This is a genomic window from Dechloromonas hankyongensis (genome assembly GCF_022012295.1).
Lineage (GTDB): Bacteria > Pseudomonadota > Gammaproteobacteria > Burkholderiales > Rhodocyclaceae > Azonexus > Azonexus hankyongensis.
This window is the reverse complement of sequence record NZ_JAKLTN010000004.1, coordinates 54,607-76,832: the sequence shown is the minus strand read 5'-3', so window position 1 is coordinate 76,832 and position 22,226 is coordinate 54,607. Positions and strand designations below refer to the sequence as shown.

Below are 22,226 nucleotides of genomic sequence, written 5' to 3'. Positions count from 1 at the left end.
CTGCGAAATACCCAAAGTTGTGTAGTCGCCGCGATTGCCGACGTGTCGGCGAAGGCTTGTAGGAAGATGCCGATGCGATATGTGCCGCAATTCCTACCCATATCGGCTATTTAGCCGACATATCCAGAACGGGCAAGTCCCTAAAATTCACCCATCGGCTGTATCCGAAGCGGAACGGATTCAGCCGATGTCGTTGCAGGCTCGCCGGGCGCCCGGCGAGCCTGGCCGGACGACCTTGCCCTGGCCTGTGATGCTTTCGGCATCGCTTGTCCGGCAAGCGAATCGCAGACAACAACAAAATTCTGGAGACAAAACGTGCTGTCCATGGATCGATCGAACACCCAGTCCGGAAACGGACGTCGAGGCACATGCCATAACGCGGCCGCCAGAGCCGTCGGGCGCCTTCCGACAGGGCAAGCGGGAAATCCTACAGCCCGATCCGCCTGCGCGTGCCACCCCGACCCCAACAGGGCTCCACGCCAACCGTCGTCAATAACAAGGGCGAGCCGTCGCAAAACAGCCGGGTATTAAAGGCCCGACGGCCCCCGCTTTCCCTATCACCAAAGGAGCCCCGATGCTTTCGCATAATTCCAGTCACCAGGACAAGAGCTATCTGTCGACCTGCAGCGGCAAGCATTTCTGCCTGCAGGCACCGGAAGCCGCCCAGATCGACATCAAGGATATTGCGCACGGCCTGGCCTACCAGTGCTGCTACAACGGGCAGACCAGCCATTTCTATTCGCTCGCCCAGCACAGCTTGCTGGTGGCCGGCCTGGTGCCGGTCCAGCATCGCCTCGCGGCCTTGTTGCACGATGCGGCGGCAGCCTATTTCGGTGGCCAGGCATGGTCCCTGCGCCTGTTGCTGCCGGAATTCCCGGCCCTGGAAAAGAAGATCATGGCCGCGGTCGGCGAAAAATTCGGGGTCGCCGATTTCCATGCGTCGGCCATCCGCCGCGCCCATTTGATCATCCTGTCCACCGAGCAGCGCGACGTCTATCCGGGAACGGGCATCCCGCTCCTGTCCGGTGCCTCGGCGCCGATTCCCCGGCGCATCGATTTCATGTCGCCGGAAGAGGCGAAGTACCAGTTTCTCGAGCGGTTTTTCGAGCTGACGCGCAAGCCGGCCGCGAAAAAACAAGCTTCCGTCGGCGTCCGGAGCCTGGGCTCGGCGCTCGGCATCCATCCTTAATTATACGAATCGAGCAGCAGCCATGAACACCGCGAACATTCACGTAGTGAAGAACAGTCCGAACAACGTTTTCCGCCTGAGCGTGGAAATCCCGATGACTTTCGAATACCGCCACGAGCTGGAAACGACCATCATCGATGCCATGCGGCGCCACCAGAATCTGGAAGCCGATCTGTCGGACGTCAACGAAATCGATCTCTACGGCGTCCACCTGCTGGGCCTGCTACACAGCGTCGGCGCCGTGGTCGCCATCTCGCCGGCCGTCGACGCCACCATCCGGCGGCTGCTGAGTTCGTCGTGCCGGGGGGCCAGCCTGGGGCGCGTGGCGCGCAAGATGCCGGCCCTGGCTTCGTAAGTCAGGGAGTAGATGAATCAGGGAGTCGGTGAATCAGGGCGTCCCGGGGGGTAAGCCGGGTACGTGCTTTCCGGCATCGCGCGGTTGCGCTCGTCCTGGCGGCGACGCTCGTCTTGACGCATCCGCTCGGTTGTCGAGCGGAACGGTACTCCGCGCGAGTATTCGGAGGGTTGTTCGCCAGGTTCCGTACGGATCGGCCCCTGGGCGCCGCGCGGCGTATCGGGGGTTGATGGCGCCCGGTCCCTGTCGTACTGCTCGGAGACCGTGCCCGGGGTGGTGCCGGTTTCCTGTCTTTCCGAAGGCATGGTCGGCGGCGATGCGTCGATCTCGTCCTGGCGCAACTGTGCGCTGTCATCGGCGGCATGCAGTACGGACAGCGGGGCGAGAGAGGCGAGCAGGCCGATCAGGAGCTTACGGCGACAGTTGCAGAAGGATGCTTGGTTCATGGTCTTTCTCCTTGGGCGGACGACGCCCGCACATTGAAACCAGCAACGCTCTTCACCGCTTCTCCACGATGAACAGCGTCGTTTTGCTTTCCCTGTTTGGGGATTCCCGGCTCGACTATGGCCGGGATGGATAAGTGGACTTTCGGCGCTCCGGCGCGGTTCTGGCCATTCGGATCATGGCCGCCGATATGACTACGGGCGGGCCGCCGAAGCCGTTGCCGGCATGCGCCTTTCGGCGTCCGGAGTTGGACTGCCGCGGCTGGTGGCTCGAAAGGACTATGCCGCTTCTGCTTCCCCGCAACCGCGCTTAACCCGAGCCTGCCATGGTGCAGGGACCATCATTCCAGGAGAGCGAGATGTCCCAGGCCCCTGCAGCAGAACCCAAGATCATCGTCGTTTTCGGCGCCCATCCGGACGATGTGGAAATCGGCATGGCGGGCACCATCGCCCGCCTGGCCCAGGCTGGCAACGATGTCTATGTCTGCGTCGCGACGGTGCCCGACAACCGCGAGCAGCGCATGGCCGAGGCGCGCGAGGCGGGCCGCATCATGGGCGTCAAGGACATTCTGTTCATGCCGCTGAAGTCGCTCGACCTGGGCTACAACCGCAAGTCGATCGGCACCATCGACGGTATCGTGCACGATCTGGCGCCGCATTCGATCTTCACCCACTGGATCGAGGATTCGCATCAGGACCACGTCAACCTGACGCGCTGCGTGATCGCCGCGACCCGCAAGAACCATTTCAACGTCTACATGTACGAGCAGACCATCCCCGGCGGCATCACGCCGGCGGCCTTCCGCGCCCAGTACCTGATCGACATCACGGGTTTCATCGACAAGAAGATGGACAGCGTGCGCGCCCACGCCAGCCAGATCGGCCGCAACGGCGACTGGTGGATAGAAGGCATCCGTGGCCGGGCCATGTACCGCGGGTACCAGATGCGCGCCCGCTATGCCGAAGCCTTCGAGATCATCAAGATCAGCGGCGACACCGACCTGTTCTCGGGCGAGCACGAGCAGAGCATCGCCCGGCTCAGCGAGGCTGACAGCGAATTCGCCATCCTCGAGTAAGGCGGGCGGCGCCGGCGGCCGGCCGGCGCCGGAGCATCACCACTACAGCGCGGCGTTCTCGGGGACCGCGGCCACCGGCTCGCCGGCGACGATGCGTTGTTCCCGGTCGCTGGCTGCCCGCGACTGGGCGATGTACCACTCGACGGTCTTCTTCAGCCCGCGCTGCACCGGCCATACCGGGTGGTAGCCGAGCAGGCCGTGTGCCTTGCCGATGTTGGCCCGCGAGAAGCGCATGTCGCCGGCCCGGAAGTCGCGGTAGATGGCCTTGATGGCCAGGGTTTCCGGGAAATGGGTGCCGACCAGCGCGCGCAGCGTCTCGAACAGCATGTTGAGCGACATCTGGGAATTGAGCGCGATGTTGTAGATCTCGTTGACCGCCGCCGGGTCCTCGGTCATCGCCGCCAGCAGGTTGGCCTGCACGGCATTGTCCACATAGCAGAAATCGCGGGCCGTCTCGCCGTCGCCGTTGATATAGATCGGCTCCTTGTTCAGCATGGCCTGGATCCACGCCGGGATCACCGCGGCATAGGGGCCGTCCGGCTTCTGGCGCGGCCCGAAGACGTTGAAATAGCGCAGGCCGATGCTCGGAAAATCGTAAGTGCGGGCGAAGTTGGCGGCGTACAGCTCGTCGACGTACTTGGTGACGGCATAGGGCGACAGCTGCTGGCCGATCCGGCTTTCCACCTTGGGCAGCTGCTGGTCGTCGCCATAGACCGAACTCGACGACGCATAGACCAGGCGCGATACCTTGGCGTCGCGGGCGGCGACCAGCAGGTTGAGAAAACCCGAGATATTGTTTTCGTGGCTGGCGATGGGGTCGGCGACCGAACGCGGCACGCTGCCCAGCGCCGCCTGGTGCAGCACCAGTTCGACGCCCTCGCACGCCTGGCGACAGGCCGCCAGATCGCGGATGTCGCCTTCGATGAAATGGAAATTCTGCCAGCGCGCTTCGCCGACGATGCCCTTGACCAGCTCCAGGTTGTCGCGGCTGCCGGTCGAGAAATTGTCCAGCCCGACCACCGCCTGGCCCAGGACGAGTAGCTTCTCCAGCAGGTTGGAGCCGATGAAGCCGGCGGCGCCGGTCACCAGCCAGGTACGGCGTTCGCCGGCGATCTGTTCGAGTACTTCCTCATACGTTCTCATGACTGCTTGCTCCTTGTTTGACATGGGATTCGGGGAGGCCGCCGGTGCGGGCGGCCACGGGATGTTGGCGGACGGCCTCGGCCAGCAGGCGCTCGTAGCGATCGACCATGCAGCCTTCCGAGAAGCGCGCCTCGACCAGCTGGCGGGCGGCGGTCCCCATCTGCGTGGCGTACCGGTGTTCGGCCAGGACGGCCAGGCAGGAAACCAGGTCGATGGTGTCGCCGGCGGCGAAGAGATGGCCGTTGCGGCCGGGTTCTATCATTTCGGCGGCGCCGCCGATGTTGGAATGGACGACCGGCTTGCCCATGGCCATCGCTTCCAGCGCGGCCAGCGAAAAGGTCTCGATGCTCAGGCTGCACAGCACCACGACGTCGCAGGCCGCGAGATAGGGGCGGACGTCCTGAACGAAGCCGGTGATGTGCAGCTGCTCGGCGACGCCGGCGGTCCGCGCCTGCGCCTCGAGAGCGGCGCGCTGCGGCCCGTCGCCGATGACCAGCAGATGGGCCGGCAGGCCCAGCTGGCGGAGTACGGTCAGGGCGTCGACGAGCTGACGATGGTTCTTTTCCGGGCGCAGCACGGCGGAAATGCCGATCACGTAATCGGCCTCGCCCAGGCCGATGACGCGGCGCAGGGCCTGGCGTTCGTCGGCCGTGAAGCGGTTGTGGAAATGCTCGACATCGACGCCGTTGTAGATCACCGGATTGCGCCGCGAACCCAGGCCGCGGTGCAGCCAGTGGCGTTTCTGCGCGGCGCAGACGAACACGGTGGCCCACGCCCGCCAGAAGAAGGGACGCTCGATGAGCAGCTTCAACTGCTCGCGGCCGCTGTCGACGGTAGTGGTATGGAAGGTGGCGATGACCGGTATCGGCAGGCCGGAGCGGCGCTGCGCCAGCGAGGCGTGGAGCAGCGCGTAGCCGTTGGCGGCGACCAGCACCGACGGGCGGATGCGCGCGATGTGGTCGGCGCAGTCGCGCACCGCCTGGCGGTCGAAGAAACCCTCGGCGCCCAGGCCACGGACATGGGCGGCCGGCCGCCGGAGGCGCGGCAGCTGGTCGGCGTCGGCCTTGAGGTAGAGCGCATGGCAGTCGTGACCGCGCTCGGCCAGGCGGTTGACCAGCGTGATCGAATGCCGCTCGGCGCCGCCATGGGCCAGCGATCCAGTGACGAACAAGGGACGCAGCATCGGATTTTCCTCACTCTTTCTGGCAGATGGCGGCGAGCAGGCCGCCCCGCCCGGTGCTGCCGAACAGGCCGTAGAGCCCGGCGTAGGCGCCGGCCAGCACGCTGCCGCCGGCCAGCATGCGGAGCACCGGCCCGCTGTCGGCGAAGAAGTGCCCGGCCGCCGACCAGGCCAGCATGCCGGACACCGTGGAGAAGGCGATGAGCATCCCGAGCGTGCGCCAGTCCTGCAGCTGACCGAAAGGTATTCCGGTACGCAGGGCAATGCGGCGCAGGATGAACAGGCGATCCATGTAGAGCACCAGCACGCTGCCGGCGGCCGCCCCGGGCAGGCCGTAGCGGGTGGCGCCGAGCCAGCTCAGGGCGACCGACAGGGCGAGGGCCAGCAGATTGACGCGCAGGGCGTAGATCCCTTCCTTGAGCAGCAGCGTGATGCTGCCCAGCTCGACGACCAGGGCGATGACGCTGAAGGCGTAGACCCGCATGACCGGGGCCGCCTCGCCGTAGCGGGCGGTATAGACCAGGTTCACCATGTCCTCGGCGAAGACGAAGGTGAAGGCGAGCAGCGGATAGACCATGCGCCCGACCAGCACGTTGGCCCGGCTGTTCAGGTCGAGCATGCCGGCCATGTCGTCGGCGGCGTGCAGGCGGCTCATGCTGGGCAGGAAGGCGTGATTGACCGATTGCCGGAAACGGTTGACCAGCGGCCATAGCACGGTGGCGATCGAGAAGGTGGCGAAGTTGTGCACGGCGAACAGGCTGGCTACCACCCATTGATCGGCCTGGGCGCGCAGCGCGAACAGCGCGCTGGACAGGCCGAAGGGCGCGGCGTGGCGGAACTGGCCGGTAAAGCTCGCCGCCGACAGCCAGCTGCCGCCCAGGCCATGCCCGCGGGCGATGTAGCGCACCAGTAGCAGGAGCTTGAAGAACAGCAGGCCGAGCAGCAGCCAGAGCAGCACGTCGAGGTCGTTGGTCAGCCAGGCGGCGGCGGCCAGGCCCAGGGTGCGCAGGGTGGCCAGCGCGATGGTCGCCGCCGACTGCCAGGTGACGCGCTCCTCGATGGTGGGCAGGATGTCGAGCAGGCTGCCGCTGACCCAGAAGGCGACCAGGGCGGGGAGGAGCAGACCGAAGCGGTTGAGCGACTCGATGGTGGCCGGCTGCAGCGGGTTCCAGGTGCTGACCGCCCAGCCGCCGAGCAGGCCGACGGCGAGCATATAGAGCAGGGTCTGGTGCACGTAAAGGCGGCGCACCGGCGGCTCGGAGCGGGGCAGGAAGAAGTACAGGCTTTGCGGCAGCGACAGCGAAGCGACCCCGGCCACGGTCATGATGGTCAGCCAGAGCAGGCGGTAGTGGCCGAAGTCCTCGGCGCTCAGGCAGCGCACGAGGACCACCGGCAGCAGGAACTGCAGCGCGTAGTCGTAGGTGTGGGCCGAACCCAGCGTCAGCGCCCGCCGCTTGAGCAGCGCGACGAGCGCGGTCGGCGAGGCGAGCGACGAAGGAGGGGAGGGGTGCGGGCTCATTGACCGCTCCGGGCGGCAGCCAGCTTGTCGAAGAGGCGCATGTAGTTGGCGATCACCCCGGCTGGTTCGTGGGTGTGGGCGAAATATTCGCGGCAGCGCGTCGACGAGCGGCGCCGGTACAGCTCGTCGGAAAAGAGACGGCTGATTTCGATGGCCGCCTCGCGGATGTCGCGCACCACGTTACAGACTCGGGCACCAAGCAGCCGCGAACCGGTGTCGAACAGGGTGACCGTCGGAATGCCGCGCGACCAGGCCTGCAGGAAGGTATTGGGCATGCCCTCGTGGGTCGAGGTATTGACCAGCACCGCCGCCCGGTCGAACCAGCCTTCCACCTCGGGGAGCGGCAGGAAACCGGTGAATTCGAGATTGGGAAAGGTCGCCGCGGTGTGCTGCAGGCTGTTGAAATAGTCGGTATCGCCCGGCGCGGCGCCCGGGCCGCCGATCATCACGAACTTGAATTGCGGCAGGCGGCGGACCAGTTCGAGGAAGAGTTCCGGCCGCTTGTCGCGGTGCATGGTGCTCACCCACAGGATGCGGTCGCCGCCGCCCGGGCTGGCGCCCGGCCGCAACTGGTAGGCGCTGGGGATCAGCGTCGACTGGCGGCCGTAGTAGACCAGGCAGTCGCGTTGCTGCTTCTCGTTCTGCACCACCACCTGGTCGACGCGGCCCAGGCTGTGTTCGTACAGCCAGCGGTCGCGGCGCAGGCGGATGTCCTCGTGGTTGGGCAGGAAGTCGTGGTCCGAGGCGCCGGCATAGACCGAGGTCTTGCCGTGGTGCCGGCAGAAGGCGGCGACCACGGCGGTCAGCATGCCGGGCGAGCGCTGGTAGTAGATGTCGGCATCGACCGTGGCCATGGCTCGCCACATGCCGGTCAGGCGCGGATGGAAGAAGCGCAGCACGGGCACTCCGGCGTTCGGGCGGTAAGCCTTGTAAACCGTGACGCCATCGACCACTGCGCCCTGCGGCTGGCCGTAGTCGAGGCAGATCATCGACACCGGGTAGCCGGCCTGGGCCAGCATGCGGGCCAGCATGCTCTGCTGGACCTCGGCGCCGCCGACGATGGCGATGCTGCTGTCGCCGGAGAATACCGGCCACGCCTTCGGGGCGACGAAACAGACGTGGGGCAGGCCGGCGGCGTTCTCGGCCGGGACGGGCGCCTGGCCGACGATGCCGATCTTAGCCACGGCCGTTCTCCCGGCGGCGGGCCAGTTCGCCGTACATCATGCCGATGGCGAACCACAGGAAACTCTGCTCGGGCACCGGGCTCAGGCTGCTGCCGACCAGGCCGGTGGCCAGGAAAGCGACCAGGCCGACCGCTGCTCCTTCGAACAGGCCGCGGCACAGCGGCGTCACGGCCGGGTCGCGGTAGAGCCGGCGAAAGCTCCGCCAGACGTGGGCGAAGTAGGCGAGCAGGAGCGCCAGGCCGACGAAACCCATGTCGAGCACGGCGCGCAGGTAGGCGTTGTGGGGATGGGTGACCATCAGCACATTGCCGCCCCGCATCGCCGGCGACCACAGGATGGCCCCCAGGCCGTTGCCGATGACCGGATGCTTCCACACGTCGGGCAGCAGCGGCAGCCAGATGTTGTCGATGCGCCCGGCGCTGACCGCGTTCATGCCGCCGTTCCAGCCGGCCTGGAGGCGGAGGAAGACGGCGTCGGGGAGGAGCAGCACCAGCCCGGCCAGCATCAGCGTGCCGACGACCAGCGCCACGATGTGCCGGCGCGAGATCAGGAACAGCACGTTGACTACCGCGAAGCCGAGAAAGGCGCCGCGTGAGAAGGTCATGATCAGCGCCAGCACGACCATGCCCATGGTGGTGAGGATGGCGAGACGCTGGCGGTGCTCGGTGCACCCGGTCAGGGTAAACAGCAGCAGGGCGTAGGCGATCGCGTAGCAGCGGCCGAGGTCGTTGGCGTGCATGCCGAGCGGCGCAAAGAAGGCGCGCGATTCGCTGCTCGACAGCTGGCTGAAGCTGACGCCGGAGACGAAGACGAAGACGATGGTGAGCAGGCCCATCAGCCAGATCGACAGCAGCATGGGCAGCAGGAAACGGTCGGGCTGCCGGGTGCGGACCAGCGCGGCGCCGATCAGCACGGCGAAGAGGACCATGAACAGCGGCTTGATCATCATGTCGCGCAGGTAGCTGCCGGCGCTGTCGAAATTGATCAATTCGGCCGCCTGGAAAAAGGCCGGGATGTCGGCCACGTGCCGCGAGCCGAGCAGCCCGGCGAGGGCGATGGGGAGCAGGTAGCGCCAGAACAGCGGGGCGGGGACCAGCGGCGCGGCCGGCGGGGCGAGCGAACGGTGCACGATGCAGGCACCCAGCGTGCCGAGCAGCAGCAGGTTGAGCGGATTGAGGCCGGTGATGCCGGCGATGGCGTGCGGAAACAGCGCGCTGGCCGAAACCGGCATGAGCAGGATGAGCAGCACGACGCCGATGCGGAAATCGAGGGCGATGAAGACGCAAGCGAGCAGCGAGACGCAGACCAGCAGCGCGTTGAGGTCGGCGAGGGCGACCGCAGTGCCGCCGACCGCCGCGGCGAGTGCCAGGTAGAACACGGTCGACCGGGTATGGACCGGATCGGCGAGCAGGCGGGCCGGCCACGTTACGGCCGGCGGCTGCGCCGGTGCCGGCGCTTTCCCGGCCGGACCGTCCATGCCGACCACCAGGCCATCGCTCATCGCCCGACCGCCTTCCGGTCCGCCGGCAAGGGCAGGGAAACAGGCGGCAACGGCGGGATGGAGAAGATTGCGGTCACGGCGGCACCTGGTGGATGGAGGGCGGGATGCCGGAGCGGAGTCGGCGGGCCGGGCCCGGCTGCGGCATCGAAAGCAGGCTAAGCAAGCTGTTGGGATTCCGCCGCCGTTCCGGCATGTGCCGATTGGACCAGCCGCCCGCGACCCCGCCGCCTAGTTCGCCAGCCGGCGGCCGACGATGAAGCCGATGCTGAGCAAGCCGCCGAGCAGCAGGCTCCAGTTCTCCGGCTGCGGCTCGATGGCCAGCGAAAAGCGATAGCCGTCGCCGTCGGCTGGCGGGTCGAGCACCGAGCCGGGATGCCGTTCCTGGCCGGCCGGCGATTCCGCCCCGCCGTTGACGAGCCGCGGAACGGGTGGACTGCCGGAGCCAGCCGGCTCCGCCGCGCCGGCCAGATGGATGGTGAGGATGGCGATGGCCAGGAGTTTGAGGATTTGCATCGTGAATCCCTCCGCATCAGGTTGGGAAGCACCGATCGATTCGGAAATGTCATCCCCGCGGAGGCGGGAATGACGAAAATCTGAGACGTTTTCCTAGCCATCCAGGATGCGCAGGGCCAGCGCCTTGCCGACGGCCTGGGCACGGTTCAGGACGTCGAGCCGGCGCAGGATCTTCTGCACGTGGTTCTTCACGGTCAGCGGGCTGATGCCGAGGATCATGCCGATTTCGATATTGCTCTTGCCGCGGTAGATCCAGCCGAGGATTTCCTGCTCGCGGGCGGTCAGCAGGTCGCTGCTGCCGGCGTGGCCCCGGGTTTGCCAGAGCGGCGCCTGGCGCGTGAACTGGGTGTGGATCCAGGCGGTGTGCAGCGAGGGCACGAGCAGTGCCGCCAGCGGGTAGTGGCGGGGCGCGATGCTGCCGGGTGTACAGCCGAAAATGAAGAAACTGACCGGCCAGCCGAAGGTGTCGTAAGTGCCGTGGGCGAAGACCTCGGTGGCGCCCATGCGGCTCAGTTCGCGGCCGAGCGGGCTGTTGACCGCCATGTCGCTGTGCGCCAGGTCGAGGAATACCGGGCGGAAGTCGTTTTCCTCCCACTCCTTGATCAGTTGCGGCACGAGCAGCGTGTCCTGGCCGAACAGGTTGCTAACCACGGTCGGCTCGCCGGCGGCGGACGAGAAGCTGTCGACGTGGAAGTTGTTCGACTCGCCGTTGCGCAGCGCGCAGATCAGCACCTCGTGGCGGATCAGGTTCTGCAGCAGGCCCTGCGTCCAGCAAAAGAAATGATGGGAGGTATGCACCTTCAGGGAATGTTCGAGGATCAGCCCCAAAGCCTCGAGTTCGAGGGGGTCGATGAAGGGCGACGACGATTCCGGTCCGGGATTGGGCATGGCCTCTCCGCTGGAAGGTTCTGCACTGGCCTGGGCGGTATCGGTCGCGCGAGTCTGGAGGTCGGTGAGTTGCATGAGTCGCCCCGCTCAGAAAATGGATGGTTACCAGTGTTGCGAAGGGGATATTAAGTAGTGATTAAGCACGGCTAATCACTTGCGCGCCGCTGGCGGCAGCGGGCGCCGGAATACGCCGAACGGCCTAGGGCGGCCGGCCGGGGCCTTAAAGGCGGCGGCCTAGATTCGCAGCGACGTGAACCAGCCTGGAGAACGCCATGCAACAACGAACGCCGCGCCGGTGCCGCGCGAGAGTTGCCCGATGAGCGAGCCGGTTGCCGTTCGCCCCGTTCGCTCAGCTTGACCGGCCCTGGTGGCTCATCGTGCAAATCGTCCATCCGTCCGGACCCTACCTGCAGGGCTATGCGCTTACCTCGACCGGACTGATGCGCGCCTTGCTCGGCCCGGCCCTGGCTGCGCTCGCCCTGCCGCTGTGCGCCGCCTTTTTCCGCCAGCCGGTGGATGGCGCCTACCTGATCCTCGCCATCTTCGTCTTCGCGCTGTCCTTCCCCGGGCGCTCGCCGCGCCGCGGCAGCCTGGCGGGAACCATCGCCAGCGTGCTCTCCGGCTGGCTGCTGGTGGTCGCCCTGCTGCTCCTGCTCGGCTGGGCGACGCAACTGCTCGACCACTTCGATCCACGCGTGCTGGTGGCCTGGGCGCTGCTCACGCCCCTGCTGCAGATTGCCATCCACTACCTGTTTCCGCTCGTCCTGCCCTTCGTGATGGCGGCCGAGGGTGGGCCGCGCTCGGCCATCATCGTCGGCCGCGGGCAGTTGAGCCGGCAGCTCGCTGCCGCCCTCGCCGGCGCACCCGACCTCGGCATCCGCATCGCCGGCTATTTCGACGACCGGACCTCGCGCCTGCACCCGGAAAGCGATGGCGACGTGCTCGGGCCGCTCGGCAAGGTGGCGGCCTACGTCAAGCAGCACGCCATCGACCGCATCTACATCACGCTGCCCATGGCGTCGCAGCCGCGCATCCTGAGGCTGCTCGACGAATTGCGCGACACCACTGCGTCGATCTACTTCACGCCCGACATTTTCGTCTGCGACCTGATCCAGGCGCGCCTCGACACGGTGGGCGGCATGCCGGTGGTCGGCATCTGCGAGACGCCCCATTACGGTGTCAGCGGGCCGCTCAAGCGGGCCAGCGACCTGGTCCTGGCCAGCCTGATCCTGATCCTGATCGCACCCCTGATGCTGGCCATCGCCATCGCCATCCGCATCCAGTCGCCCGGCCCGGTGATTTTCCGCCAGCGGCGCTACGGCCTCGACGGCCACGAGATCGTGGTCTACAAGTTCCGCACCATGACGGTGGCCGAGGATGGCGACGAAATCCGCCAGGCCACCCGCAACGACAGCCGGGTCACGCGGCTCGGCGCCTTCCTGCGCCGCACCTCGCTCGACGAACTGCCGCAGTTCATCAACGTGCTGCAGGGGCGGATGAGCGTGGTCGGGCCGCGCCCGCATGCCGTCGCCCACAACGAGTTGTACCGCAAGCTGATCAACGGCTACATGCTGCGCCACAAGGTCAGGCCGGGGATCACCGGCTGGGCCCAGGTCAACGGCCTGCGCGGCGAGACCGATGTTCTGGAAAAGATGCAGAGGCGCGTCGATTACGACCTTGCCTACCTGCGCGGCTGGTCGCTGCGCTGGGACCTGGAAATCATCCTGAAAACCCTGTTCGTCGTCTGGAAGAAGCCGAACGCCTACTGAACCGTGAAACCTCCCGTGCAATTCCCCCTGAACCCCCTCCTGAAACCCCCGTTGACCGCATATCCCTCTCCGGCCGGCTGCACCCATGCCGGCTTTGACGCCCGCACGGCGATTCGCCCGCCGGGTGGCGGCGGTCGTGTCCAACCGAGGTTGCCAGTTTGAATCCATTGATCGAGATCGCCTTGTCCGTTCGCGCCTTTGCCCTCAGCCAACGCTGGTTCTGCCTGTGCGGGGCCATCCTTTTCGTCTTCCTGCTTTTCTACCTGGGGGCCAAGCCGGTGGCGGTCGGGCTGTTTCCCGAACCGCTCGACAAGCTGGCCCATCTCACCGCCTTCTTCACCATCGCGACCTTGCTGTGGGTCGCCCTCGACGGCCATCTGCCGCTCGTCGTCGTCATCCTGACCGCCAGCATCGGCGCCGCCGACGAGTGGCATCAGATCAGCCTGCCCGGGCGTTCGGCCGACTACACCGACTTTCTCACCGACCTGACGGCCGCCGTGCTGGCTGTCGTCGTGCTCCCTCGCCTGCGGCGCTGAAGCGCCGCCTCAGGGCACCCCGGGCGGCGGCGTCGGCACTGCCGGCGCGGCGATGCGGACGGCGCTGTTGTTGCGGAAGCTGTAGCCGGTGCCGCGCACGGTTTCGAGCAGGGAGTCGTGGCCGGACGGGGCCAGCGCCCGGCGCAGGCCGCGGATATGCACGTCGACGGTGCGTTCCTCGACGAAGATGTGGTCGCCCCACACCTCGTTGAGCAGCTGGGTGCGGCTGTACACCCGGTTGGGATGGGTGGCGAAGAAATGCAGCATGCGGAATTCGATGGCGCCCAGCTCGATGTCGCGGCCGCCGGCGGTGATCCGGTTGGCGCCGGGATCGATGGTGATGCCTTCGAACTCGACCACGTCGTCGGTCAGCTGCGGCGCCCGCCGGCGCAGTACGGCCTTGACTCGGGCGAGCAGCTCGAGCGGCGAAAAGGGTTTGCTGATGTAGTCGTCGGCGCCGACTTCGAGGCCGGTCAGCTTGTCGCATTCCCGCCCGCGCGACGTGAGCATGATGATCGGCACTTCGCGCGTGCGCGGGTCGGCGCGCAGCCGGCGCACCAGCGTCAGGCCGGAAATGTCGGGCAGCACCCAGTCGAGCAGGATGAGGTCGGGCAGCAGCTTGCAGATTTCGGCCTCGGCGGCGAGCACCGTGGTGGCGCAGCGCACCTGGTGGCCGGCCCGTTCGAGATTGGCCTGGATCAGGCGCTGGGTGACGGCCTCGTCCTCGACCACGAGTATCGAACTGATCATCCCGGAGCTCCTTCGCCATCGGCCGTGCCGCGCCGCGCCAGGTGGTAGCGCAGCCGGCGGCCGGCGCCGGCCAGTACGAGCAGATCGAGGCGCAGGCGGCGAATCTCGAATTCGAGCCGTGCCAGGCGGCCGGCAAACTGCCGGCTGCCGGGCGGGCTGTCCTCGAGGGCGCACACGGCAGCTATTGCAGCCGGTGCCGCCAGGCTCTGGCACATGCCGCGCAGGGTATGCAGCGCCGCCGCCAGGCGTTCGTCATCGCGGCCGGCCAGGCTGCGCACCCGGGCAAGCAGGCGGGCACAGTCGCGCAGGAAGAGATCGCGTACCTCGCGCAGCAGGCGCCGGTCGCCGTCGACCCGGCCGAGCAGGGTGCGCCGATCGACCACGGCCGGGCGCCGCGGCCGGCCGGTGGCAGTCTGCTGGCTGGTGATGTGATGCAGGATGGCGAGCAGCGAGGCCGGCTCGACCGGCTTGGCGAGGTAGGCATCCATGCCGGCATGCAGGCAGCGCGCGCTGTCGCCGGACAGGGTGCGGGCGGTCAGGGCGATGATGGGGACATGGCCGCCGTGCGCCGCCTCGCGGCGGCGGATCGCCGCCGTGGCCTGGAAGCCGTCGCCGTCCGGCAGCTGCACGTCCATCAGGACGGCATCCAGCCTTTCGCGCTCCAGGCAGGCGCAGGCGGCAGCGGCGCTGGCGGCGAGCAGGACGCGATAGCCGGCCTTTTCGAGGACGATCCCGGTCAGCCGGCGGTTGGTCGGGTTGTCCTCGACGAGCAGGATGGTCGGCCGCCGCGCCGCACCGGGTGCCGGCGCGAAATGGGGGGCAGGCGCTGAAAGGGGGGCCGGTTCCGGCGGGGTGTCGGCTGCAGCCGCGTCATAGCCAAAGCAGGCTGTGAAGTGAAAGGTGCTGCCCTGCCCGGGCGCGCTGTCCACCCAGATATTGCCGTTCATCATCTCGACCAGGCGTGCCGAAATGGCCAGGCCGAGGCCGCAGCCGTCGACGGGGCGGGCGCTGCCCCCCTCGATCCGGCGGTACGGGGCGAAGATGGCGGCCTGCTGCTCGGGCGCGATGCCGATGCCCTGGTCGCTGACGCTGAACCGGCAGCTCACGTCGTCGCCGGTGCCGGCCTGCAGGGCGACGCGGACGGTGATTTCGCCGTGTTCCGTGAACTTGATGGCGTTGCCGATCAGGTTGACCAGGATCTGGCGCAGGCGCAGCGGGTCGCCGAGCAGGGTGTCGGGCACTTCCGGCGCGATCTCGCCGCGCAGCGCCAGCCCCTTGGCGCTGGCCTTGACGGCGAGCAGGCGCAGGGTATCGCGCAGCAAGGCGCGCAGCGGGAAGGGGTGGACTTCGATTTCGTACTGCCCGGCGTCGATCCGCGCGAATTCGAGGACGCCGTTGACCGCCGCGAGCAGCGAACTGCCGGCGATTTTCAGCAGTTCCAGGTATTCGTGCTGCTCCGGTGTCGGCCGGGTCTGCTGCAGCAGATCGATCAGATTGACCACGATGTTGAGCGGGGTGCGCAATTCGTGGCTCATGGCGGCCAGGGCATCGTGGCTGGCCGCTGCACTGTGCCGGGGGTCGGTGGGCGGCGGCGCGGTGGCCCTGGGCAGGCGTCCGGCGGTACTCCGGTTGGGTGTTGTCGATATGCCGTACATTCCTTGACCTCGCGAAAACGATGGCGGCTCAAGCGGCCGGGCTGGTTCTTCCGGCCCGCCGGAGAACGCGACGGATCTTCACAATGGATGAGCCGTGCGCAGATTTTCGGGGTTCGGGCGCATCATGGACATACGGCGCAGGCTGTATTCCGCCTACGGTGTTTCCCGTAGCCGGCGGGTTTCAAGCCCTCAGGCCACTTCGGCGACGCGCCGCTGCCGGGTCTGGCGGTGCAGGATGTCGACGCTCTGCGGGCCGTGGTTGAACAGCAGGTCGACCGCCGACAGCCCCGGCATGAAGGGCGCGCCGCCGCACTGGAAGTAGATGGGGTGCTGGAATTCCTGCCAGACGATCTGCACCCCGGCCTTGTCGAACATCGCCCGGTCGAGATAGGTACGCGACCCGCCCATGCCGGCCAGGTAGGTGTCGGCACCCACCGCCAGGCAGAGGTTGAGGATCAGTTCCGAGCGCGCGCCGCTGAGCTTGAGATCGGAGCTGTTGATCAGCGGGGTATGGATATCGAGCGCCTCGCGCAGGAAATCGAGCGTCATCTGGTCGATGTCGACCAGACGCTCCGGGCAGGTGCTGAGGATCTTGAACAGTTTCGGCCCGTAGAGATCGAAAAAGGGCGCGTCGCGATAGGCGTGGCGCAGCGTCTGGTAATGCTTGAGGCCCCAGGATTTCTTGTCGCCGGGCGGATTCTCGATCCGCTTGTCGATCACCCGCTCCTGTTGCGAGGCCTGGACGACGGGCACGGTCAGCCAGCGCGGCACGCCGTCGAGCAGGATGTGCGTGCGGTTCTGGTAGTTGCGGCGCTCGAACTGGACGTGATCGAGGATGACGAAAAGATCCGCCTTTTCCATGCGGTCCAGGTAGCCGAGCCAAGGCAGGTAGTGCGGCTGGTGGGTCGCGACGATCATCGGATTTCTCCCGGATTGGAGTGGAACCAGACTAGTCCTGCGGGTTGTTAAGCCATGCGCCGGACGGCCGGTCCGGATGGCTCAGGGCGTGCCGCTGCCGGCTACCGGCCGGCCGCCGGGCAGTCCCGTGGCGCTGGCCAGCCTTCCGCACAGCCGGCGCAGGCGGGCCCGGAGCAACCCCAGGCAATGGCCGACGCTGGGCTTCAGGTCGTCGAGGGCGAACACGGCGTCCACCTTGCGGCCGGACAGCGAGCGCCACCAGGCCCGCCAGCCCAGCTTGCCCGCCCCGTTGAGGGCGCGCGCGGCCCAGATGTCCTGCTCGAAATTGATCCATTTGACGCCGTCCACCCATTCGGTGGCCGCTTCCCCGGCCGTTCCCGCCTTGTCGCGGAAGGCGATGGCCGGCAGGTCCACACCGCAGGCGGCGGCGATGGCGGTGGTGTTCACCGCCCGCGGATTGACCTCGATCAGCTTGTAGATGCCGCTGTGTGGGTCGCATTTCCATTCGACGCCGGAAATGCCCTGGTAGCCGAGGCCGGCGAGCAGGCGCAGCGACTGCTCGCGCACCGTTTCGTCGTGGCAGGACTCGGTCAGCGTGCAGTAGCCGAAATCAAGCGGCAGCTGGCGCAGCTTCTTGCGGATGCAGTAGCCGAGCGGCCGTGACTGGGCATCGAAACAGGAGAGGAAGGTGTACAGCCGGTCGTCGGCGCCGCCGATCACTTCCTGGATCATGATCCGCCGGTCGCCGCGGGCGATTTCCTCGTAGCGGCCGAGCAGTTCGTCGGCATTGCGCACGGCGAAGCCCTTCTTGCCCTGCGACACCCCCTTCATGGTGGCCCGCCGCCAGGTATGGGCGACCAGCGGCTTGATCACGTAGGGGTAGTTGGCCAGGCGCGGGGCCAGTTCCACCACCTCTTCCAGGCTGTCCGGGAAGTAGGTTTCCGGGATGGGGATGCCCAGCGTCTGCGCCTTCTCGTACTGGCGCTGCTTGTCGATGATGGTTTCCATGACCGTGCCGGGCGGCGCGACGACGGCGTAGGCGGCGCTCAGTTCGGCATGGTAGCGGGCGACGAACCAGGCGCAGTCGTCGCTGCCCGGGATCAGCACGCGCAGGCCTTCGTAGCGCCGGGCCAGGGCGAGCAGGAAGTCGAGCAGCGCCGCTTCCGAGGCGTAGAAATCCGGAGACACCTCGACGGCGCTGCAATAGCGCGAGGCCAGGCTGCGGTCGAGACGGTTGGGATGGATGCGGACCACCGGGATGCCCTGCCGCCCGAGGGAGCGGGTCAGGGCGAGGGCGATCAGGCTGGTCGCCTTGGCGGTGCGCTGGGGGTCCGACTCGTGGGTCAGGACAAAGGCGGTCTGGTTGGGCACGGGAGTCTCCCGGTCAGCGTGGCGAGGCCTACAAGGCGAACGGTTCGAGCCGGGAGGCTACCGCCCGGAGCGGCATGGCGGCGCCGGCCGGCGGCGGATAGGCGGTGCCGCGCAGGATGATGCGGGCGTCGCGGGCGATTTCTGCGGCCTCGATCAGCACCCCGTCGCGGCCGGCCGCCCAGCGCGTGGTCAGGGTCAGGACGCCCGACGGATGGCCGATGCGCAGTGCGAAGGGCGATTGGTGCGGGGCGAAGAGGGTATTGACCACGCTGTCCGGCACGGCGGCGGCCGCCGCCAGGCAGATGCCGCCGGATACGGCATAGGCCTTGTGCGTCTTGGCGCGGTTGATGATGCGCGCCACGATGTCCACGTCGCGCCGGCCGGGCGGCGGCGGGCCGACGATGGCGACCTTGACCAGGCGCGGCCCGATGGCCGCCAGCGGCGAGGCATGCCGCCGGTTGATGTGCGCCGCGGCCTGCTCGCGCAGGGCTTCGATGTTGGCACGCAGGCCGGCGTCGGCATCGAGCGCGGCGACGCTCTCGTCGCCGCTCAGGCCCAGGGCGGAAGCCAGTACGAAGGCGTAGAGCGTGCCGGCATCGACGATGGAAACGGCAAGCAAGCGGCCGGCGGCGAGCGGCAGCAGCGACACCGGCTCGCCGGCGGGCAATAGCTGACCGGTGATGGCGCCGCCGGGGCGCTCGAAACGCAGGCTGACCGGCGGCGGCTCGCTGCGCCCCGCCCCGGCATCGCCCGGGATGGTGGCGAGCGGGATGCGGGCGGCGATCACCTTGTGGTTGCTGCGGCAGAAGATGCGGATGGTCGTCACCGGTGACTGCGGCGCGATCAAGCCCTCGGCGATGGCGAAATAGCCGACGCCGGCGATCAGGTTGCCGCACATCAGGCCGTGGTTGACCTGGGCCTCGCCGATGCCGATTTCCAGCGATTCGTATTCGACGTCGATGCCCTCGCGGGTCGAGCGGGAGACGATGGCGACCTTGCTGGTCAGCGGGTCGGCGCCGCCCAGGCCGTCGATCTGCCGCGGATCGGGGCTGCCCATCAGGGCGAGCAGCAGGCGGTCGCGCTCGCCCGGGTCGGCCGGCAGGTGTTCCTCGAGCAGGAAGACCCCCTTGCTGGTCCCGCCGCGGACGATGGCGCAGGGTATGCCGTTCATGCGCCACCGGGCTTGCGATAGACCCACAGGCTGACATCGGTCAGCCAGCGCAGCGGGCGGCGCAGCGAGAATCGGGTGCACAGTGCCATCAGGCGCTGGCTGAGGCGGATGGCCCGCCGTTCCCCGAACAGCTTGTGGCCGGCGATGCGGAAGGGGCCGAAGCCGATGCCGAAAAAGTCGCGGTAGCGGAAGCCGCGCGCCTCGAGTTTGGCGGTGACGGTACGGAAATCGAGAAAGCGGCCGATGGCGAAGCTTTCGCGGCGCGGGCCGAGCAGCGGCGTGAGCAGGCTGCGCAGGGCGCGCCGGGCAAGCGCCACGGGGTCGGAAAAGACCGGGTTCCAGGCGTTGCGGAAGCTGATCAGCAGCGTGCCGCCGGGCTTGAGCAGGCGGTCGATCTCGGCCAGCACCGGGTCGTAGTCTTCGAGATAGCTGATCACGCCGAGGCAGACCACGGTATCGAAACTCGCTGCCGGCCACGGCGTATTGCGGCAATCGCCCTGCTCCAGGCCGGAGGCGTCGAGGCCCTGCGAGCGCAGCCGGGTCCGGGCGTGCGCCAGCATGTCCTGCGAATAGTCGAGGCCGACCGCGTCGAGGCCGCTGCGGCGCAATTCGCAGAGCACCGGCGCCGTGCCGCAGCCGAGGTCGAGAATGCGGTCGCCGGGGCGGGAGTTGATCAGCACGTAGGCGACGGCGAAGTCGCGGCGGGTGCGGAAATTCTCGTCCTCCAGGCATTCGGTTTCGGTCGCGTACATCGCATTCCAGCGGTCGGCCGCGTCGGCACGCGAAAAACGCCGGCGAACCGGGGCCATGGCGAGATCGCTATCCGGCATCACCGTCCGGCTCCCGGTACGTTGGTTGACAATGGCATGGCGACGATCATGGCGCTCCCGCAGGCGGTTCGGCCCGGGCGTTCGCCCGGAACGGAGGGGTTCAGTCTGCCTCGGCGCATGCATTACAGTTGGGATGGCCGTTGATCCGAATGGGCCAGCGGCCCGTCTGTCGATGCTTCAGGCATGTTCCAGCGTCATCCAGAAACCCAGCCAGGAAAACTCTTCCGGCGAGATATTGCCGAAATGGCGCGCCGCTTCGGGGTAGATGTGCTCGACCTTGTCGGCGGCCAGGCGGCCGGTCGGGGTCAGCGTCTTGAGGCGCAAGCCGACCTTCTCGGCCAGTTCGCGGTACTTGTTGACCCGCCAGCGGTTGGGGCAGCCCTTGTGGCTGTACATCAACCGGTACACCAGCGGCCGGCGGGTCAGGAAGTCGAAGTCGGCGTGGCGGTCCAGGCCGTGGCTCTTCAGATCAACCTTGTGGATGGAGAGGCCGCCCGGCTTCAGGTTGCGTTTGATGTCGCGCATCGTTTCCTCGAGGTCGTTGACGTGTTCGAGCACGGCGCGGGACAGGATCAGGTCGTAGCTGCCGCCATTGCCGGCCAGTCCGTCCGGGGTGACGCGATAGGCGATGGCCGCCGGATCGAAGCCGCTGCTCACCAGGTTCTTGTGCTTGAAGGCCGACTGCGCCCGCTCGCGCGGCCCGGCCGGCAGCGTGTTGAGCAGATGGTAGTAGGCGCCGATGTTGTTGGCCGTCAGCCGGGAGAGCGGGAAGCGGTCCACGCAATCGACCTGGCCGGCGCCGTGGGCATAGAACAGCAACGCCATGCACAGCGTGTCGCCCGGCCCGTATTCGAGGATCTTTTTGCCCTGCAGGTAATCGGCCACCGCGTCGCCGGGCAGATCGAGCTGTTCCTGGTAATCGCGGAAGCACTCCAGGAAGTAGTAGACCACCTGCAGCGGCTCGGTGACGGCGTCGCCGCGGCCCGTCCGGCGGGTCAGGCGGGTATAGATTCCCGGCGCGAAGTGGGCGACCTGATTCGACAGGACCTGCCTGGCGAAATGCAGCGCTTCCGTGCTGAGGTTTCCGGTATTCACGAGGCTTCTCCTGGCGGGATGCGGCGAACAGGGAAGATGCTTCCGCAGGCAGTATCCCGCCCTTCCCCATGGTGCATTCGGCACGCTGCATGGACCGCTTGGCGCAGTCCCCGGCACTCAAGTCCTCAGCGCGTATCGATATCCAGGCAGCGGCGGAGGAATCCGGCAAATGGCGCCACCTGTGGCGCGAGCAGCATCTCGTCGTTCTCGCAGTCGCCCGTGCCGCAGTATTCCTCGGTGTGCGCTGCTAGATCGGGCGGCCAGCCCAGCCAGCGGTCGTGGGCGTGGCGCCAGCGGTGGTTGGGCAGGATCAGGCACAGCCGGCCGGCCAGGTAGCCCGGCCGGTAGCGCCGTACGGCCTGCAGGGTGGCTGTTTCGACGGCGGCGCGCCGGACCATGACCGGATCGGCAGCGCGCTGGCGGGCCTCGCTGCGCCGTGCTTCCCGGCGTTGCCGCCCGTCGTCGATATAGGCCCGCAGTTCCGGCCAGGGCAGGGCGAGCAGCGCCCGGGCATGGCGGGCGAGCCGCGTCGATTGCTCGATGGCTTGCAGGCGCAGCTGCGGCAGCGGGTGATACCACGTTGGGCTGGGGCTGCCGAAGAGCACGGTGCGGAGCACTTCGACGTTCTGGGCGATCAACTGGCGGGCGAGTTCGAAGGCGATGGCGCCGCCGGCGCAGTAGCCGGCGATGACGCACGGGCCGGTGGGCTGGAAGGCGCGGATCTGTTCGGCGAAATAAGTGGCCAGTTCGTCGATCGAAGTGAGCGGGGTCGAGTGCCCGCTGAGGCCCGGCGGTTGCAGGCCGAAAAACGGTTGGTCGCCGTCCAGGTGCCCGACCAGGGCTCGGTAGCAGAACACGTCGCCGTTATGGCCGGCCGCCCCGAAGATCGGCGGCCGCCAGCCGTTCGCCTGCAAGGGAACAATAGCCGGCGGATGGGCGGCCTGGCTTTGTGCGGCGGTGAGGAAAGCGAGGATGTCCTGCTTGCGGTCGCGCAGCAGGGCCTGCAGCTCAGGCCCGAGGGCGCCGGGCGGGGCCGAGCAGAACAGGCGCGTGCCGCTGACGCGCAGTTCGATGTCGCGGCGGTGCAGCTCCTCGAGCAGTGCGGCGACGCCGTTCATGCAAGACTCCCCTTTGGCGCAG

The 22,226-nt window shown here is 67.6% G+C and carries 21 protein-coding genes; 5 read left to right on the top strand and 16 right to left on the bottom strand.

The features are described from left to right. Positions 1-574: 574 nt before the first annotated feature. Positions 575-1,189 carry a hypothetical protein gene (locus tag LZ012_RS16830; RefSeq protein WP_275712056.1) on the top strand — a complete coding sequence of 205 codons (615 nt, stop codon included), beginning with the start codon at positions 575-577 and terminating at the stop codon, positions 1,187-1,189. A 22-nt stretch (positions 1,190-1,211) separates the two neighbouring features. Further along, positions 1,212-1,544, top strand: coding sequence for a hypothetical protein (locus LZ012_RS16825; protein ID WP_275712055.1), 333 nt, complete (start codon positions 1,212-1,214; stop codon positions 1,542-1,544). Between the two features lie 17 nt (positions 1,545-1,561). Here the strand turns inward: LZ012_RS16825 and LZ012_RS16820 are convergent, their stop codons facing one another. Further along, entirely contained in the window at positions 1,562-1,990 is a 429-nt protein-coding gene (locus LZ012_RS16820) for a hypothetical protein (protein ID WP_275712054.1), read from the bottom strand. Between the two features lie 356 nt (positions 1,991-2,346). On the opposite strand from LZ012_RS16820, the gene LZ012_RS16815 reads away from it, so the two are divergent. Continuing rightward, positions 2,347-3,063, top strand: coding sequence for a PIG-L deacetylase family protein (locus tag LZ012_RS16815; RefSeq protein WP_275712053.1), 717 nt, complete (start codon positions 2,347-2,349; stop codon positions 3,061-3,063). A gap of 42 nt (positions 3,064-3,105) precedes the next feature. On the opposite strand, the gene LZ012_RS16810 is transcribed toward LZ012_RS16815, so the two are convergent. The 7 genes from LZ012_RS16810 to epsA form a co-directional block, all read right to left on the bottom strand. Next, positions 3,106-4,206: an SDR family oxidoreductase gene (locus tag LZ012_RS16810; protein ID WP_275712052.1), complete on the bottom strand. Its 1,101-nt coding sequence runs from the start codon at positions 4,204-4,206 to the stop codon at positions 3,106-3,108. Next, complete coding sequence (locus LZ012_RS16805; protein ID WP_275712051.1) at positions 4,193-5,389, bottom strand: glycosyltransferase; 1,197 nt, start codon at positions 5,387-5,389, stop codon at positions 4,193-4,195. Before LZ012_RS16805 ends, LZ012_RS16810 begins: the two co-directional genes overlap by 14 nt. 10 nt (positions 5,390-5,399) lie before the next feature. Next, a complete protein-coding gene (locus LZ012_RS16800) occupies positions 5,400-6,905 on the bottom strand; it encodes a lipopolysaccharide biosynthesis protein (protein ID WP_275712050.1) in 1,506 nt (501 codons plus the stop codon). After that, entirely contained in the window at positions 6,902-8,089 is a 1,188-nt protein-coding gene (locus tag LZ012_RS16795) for a glycosyltransferase family 4 protein (RefSeq protein ID WP_275712048.1), read from the bottom strand. Before LZ012_RS16795 ends, LZ012_RS16800 begins: the two co-directional genes overlap by 4 nt. Next, the gene (locus LZ012_RS16790; RefSeq protein WP_275712047.1) at positions 8,082-9,590 is read right to left on the bottom strand and encodes an O-antigen ligase family protein; all 1,509 of its coding nucleotides are present in this window, start codon (positions 9,588-9,590) and stop codon (positions 8,082-8,084) included. Before LZ012_RS16790 ends, LZ012_RS16795 begins: the two co-directional genes overlap by 8 nt. A 228-nt stretch (positions 9,591-9,818) precedes the next feature. After that, a complete protein-coding gene (locus tag LZ012_RS16785) occupies positions 9,819-10,103 on the bottom strand; it encodes a hypothetical protein (RefSeq protein ID WP_275712046.1) in 285 nt (94 codons plus the stop codon). Positions 10,104-10,196: 93 nt separating this feature from the next. Continuing rightward, positions 10,197-11,066, bottom strand: coding sequence for an XrtB/PEP-CTERM-associated transcriptional regulator EpsA (epsA, locus tag LZ012_RS16780; protein WP_275712045.1), 870 nt, complete (start codon positions 11,064-11,066; stop codon positions 10,197-10,199). A 302-nt stretch (positions 11,067-11,368) separates the two neighbouring features. Between epsA and LZ012_RS16775 the strand changes: the two genes are divergently transcribed. Both LZ012_RS16775 and LZ012_RS16770 read left to right on the top strand, forming a co-directional pair. After that, complete coding sequence (locus LZ012_RS16775; protein WP_275712044.1) at positions 11,369-12,760, top strand: undecaprenyl-phosphate glucose phosphotransferase; 1,392 nt, start codon at positions 11,369-11,371, stop codon at positions 12,758-12,760. A 158-nt stretch (positions 12,761-12,918) separates the two neighbouring features. Continuing rightward, complete coding sequence (locus LZ012_RS16770) at positions 12,919-13,296, top strand: VanZ family protein (RefSeq protein WP_275712043.1); 378 nt, start codon at positions 12,919-12,921, stop codon at positions 13,294-13,296. A gap of 9 nt (positions 13,297-13,305) precedes the next feature. Here LZ012_RS16770 and phoB read toward each other — a convergent pair whose 3' ends face one another. From phoB to LZ012_RS16730, 8 genes are all read right to left on the bottom strand, one after another. Continuing rightward, positions 13,306-14,046 carry a phosphate regulon transcriptional regulator PhoB gene (phoB, locus tag LZ012_RS16765; protein ID WP_275712042.1) on the bottom strand — a complete coding sequence of 247 codons (741 nt, stop codon included), beginning with the start codon at positions 14,044-14,046 and terminating at the stop codon, positions 13,306-13,308. Then, complete coding sequence (locus LZ012_RS16760; protein ID WP_275712041.1) at positions 14,043-15,701, bottom strand: ATP-binding protein; 1,659 nt, start codon at positions 15,699-15,701, stop codon at positions 14,043-14,045. The genes phoB and LZ012_RS16760 overlap by 4 nt, the downstream gene beginning before the upstream one ends. A gap of 189 nt (positions 15,702-15,890) precedes the next feature. Next, complete coding sequence (locus LZ012_RS16755; protein WP_275712040.1) at positions 15,891-16,619, bottom strand: WbqC family protein; 729 nt, start codon at positions 16,617-16,619, stop codon at positions 15,891-15,893. A gap of 81 nt (positions 16,620-16,700) precedes the next feature. After that, the gene (locus LZ012_RS16750) at positions 16,701-17,990 is read right to left on the bottom strand and encodes a carboxylate--amine ligase (RefSeq protein WP_275712039.1); all 1,290 of its coding nucleotides are present in this window, start codon (positions 17,988-17,990) and stop codon (positions 16,701-16,703) included. A 28-nt stretch (positions 17,991-18,018) separates the two neighbouring features. Next, positions 18,019-19,161 (bottom strand): PrpF domain-containing protein, encoded by a 1,143-nt coding sequence (locus tag LZ012_RS16745; RefSeq protein ID WP_275712038.1) that lies wholly within the window; start codon positions 19,159-19,161, stop codon positions 18,019-18,021. Then, positions 19,158-19,991, bottom strand: coding sequence for a class I SAM-dependent methyltransferase (locus LZ012_RS16740; RefSeq protein ID WP_275712037.1), 834 nt, complete (start codon positions 19,989-19,991; stop codon positions 19,158-19,160). The genes LZ012_RS16745 and LZ012_RS16740 overlap by 4 nt, the downstream gene beginning before the upstream one ends. Before the next feature lie 177 nt (positions 19,992-20,168). After that, positions 20,169-21,086, bottom strand: a complete 918-nt coding sequence (locus tag LZ012_RS16735) for a class I SAM-dependent methyltransferase (RefSeq protein ID WP_275712036.1) — start codon at positions 21,084-21,086, stop codon at positions 20,169-20,171. A gap of 125 nt (positions 21,087-21,211) precedes the next feature. Next, entirely contained in the window at positions 21,212-22,204 is a 993-nt protein-coding gene (locus LZ012_RS16730; protein ID WP_275712035.1) for a thioesterase domain-containing protein, read from the bottom strand. Positions 22,205-22,226 lie beyond the last annotated feature (22 nt).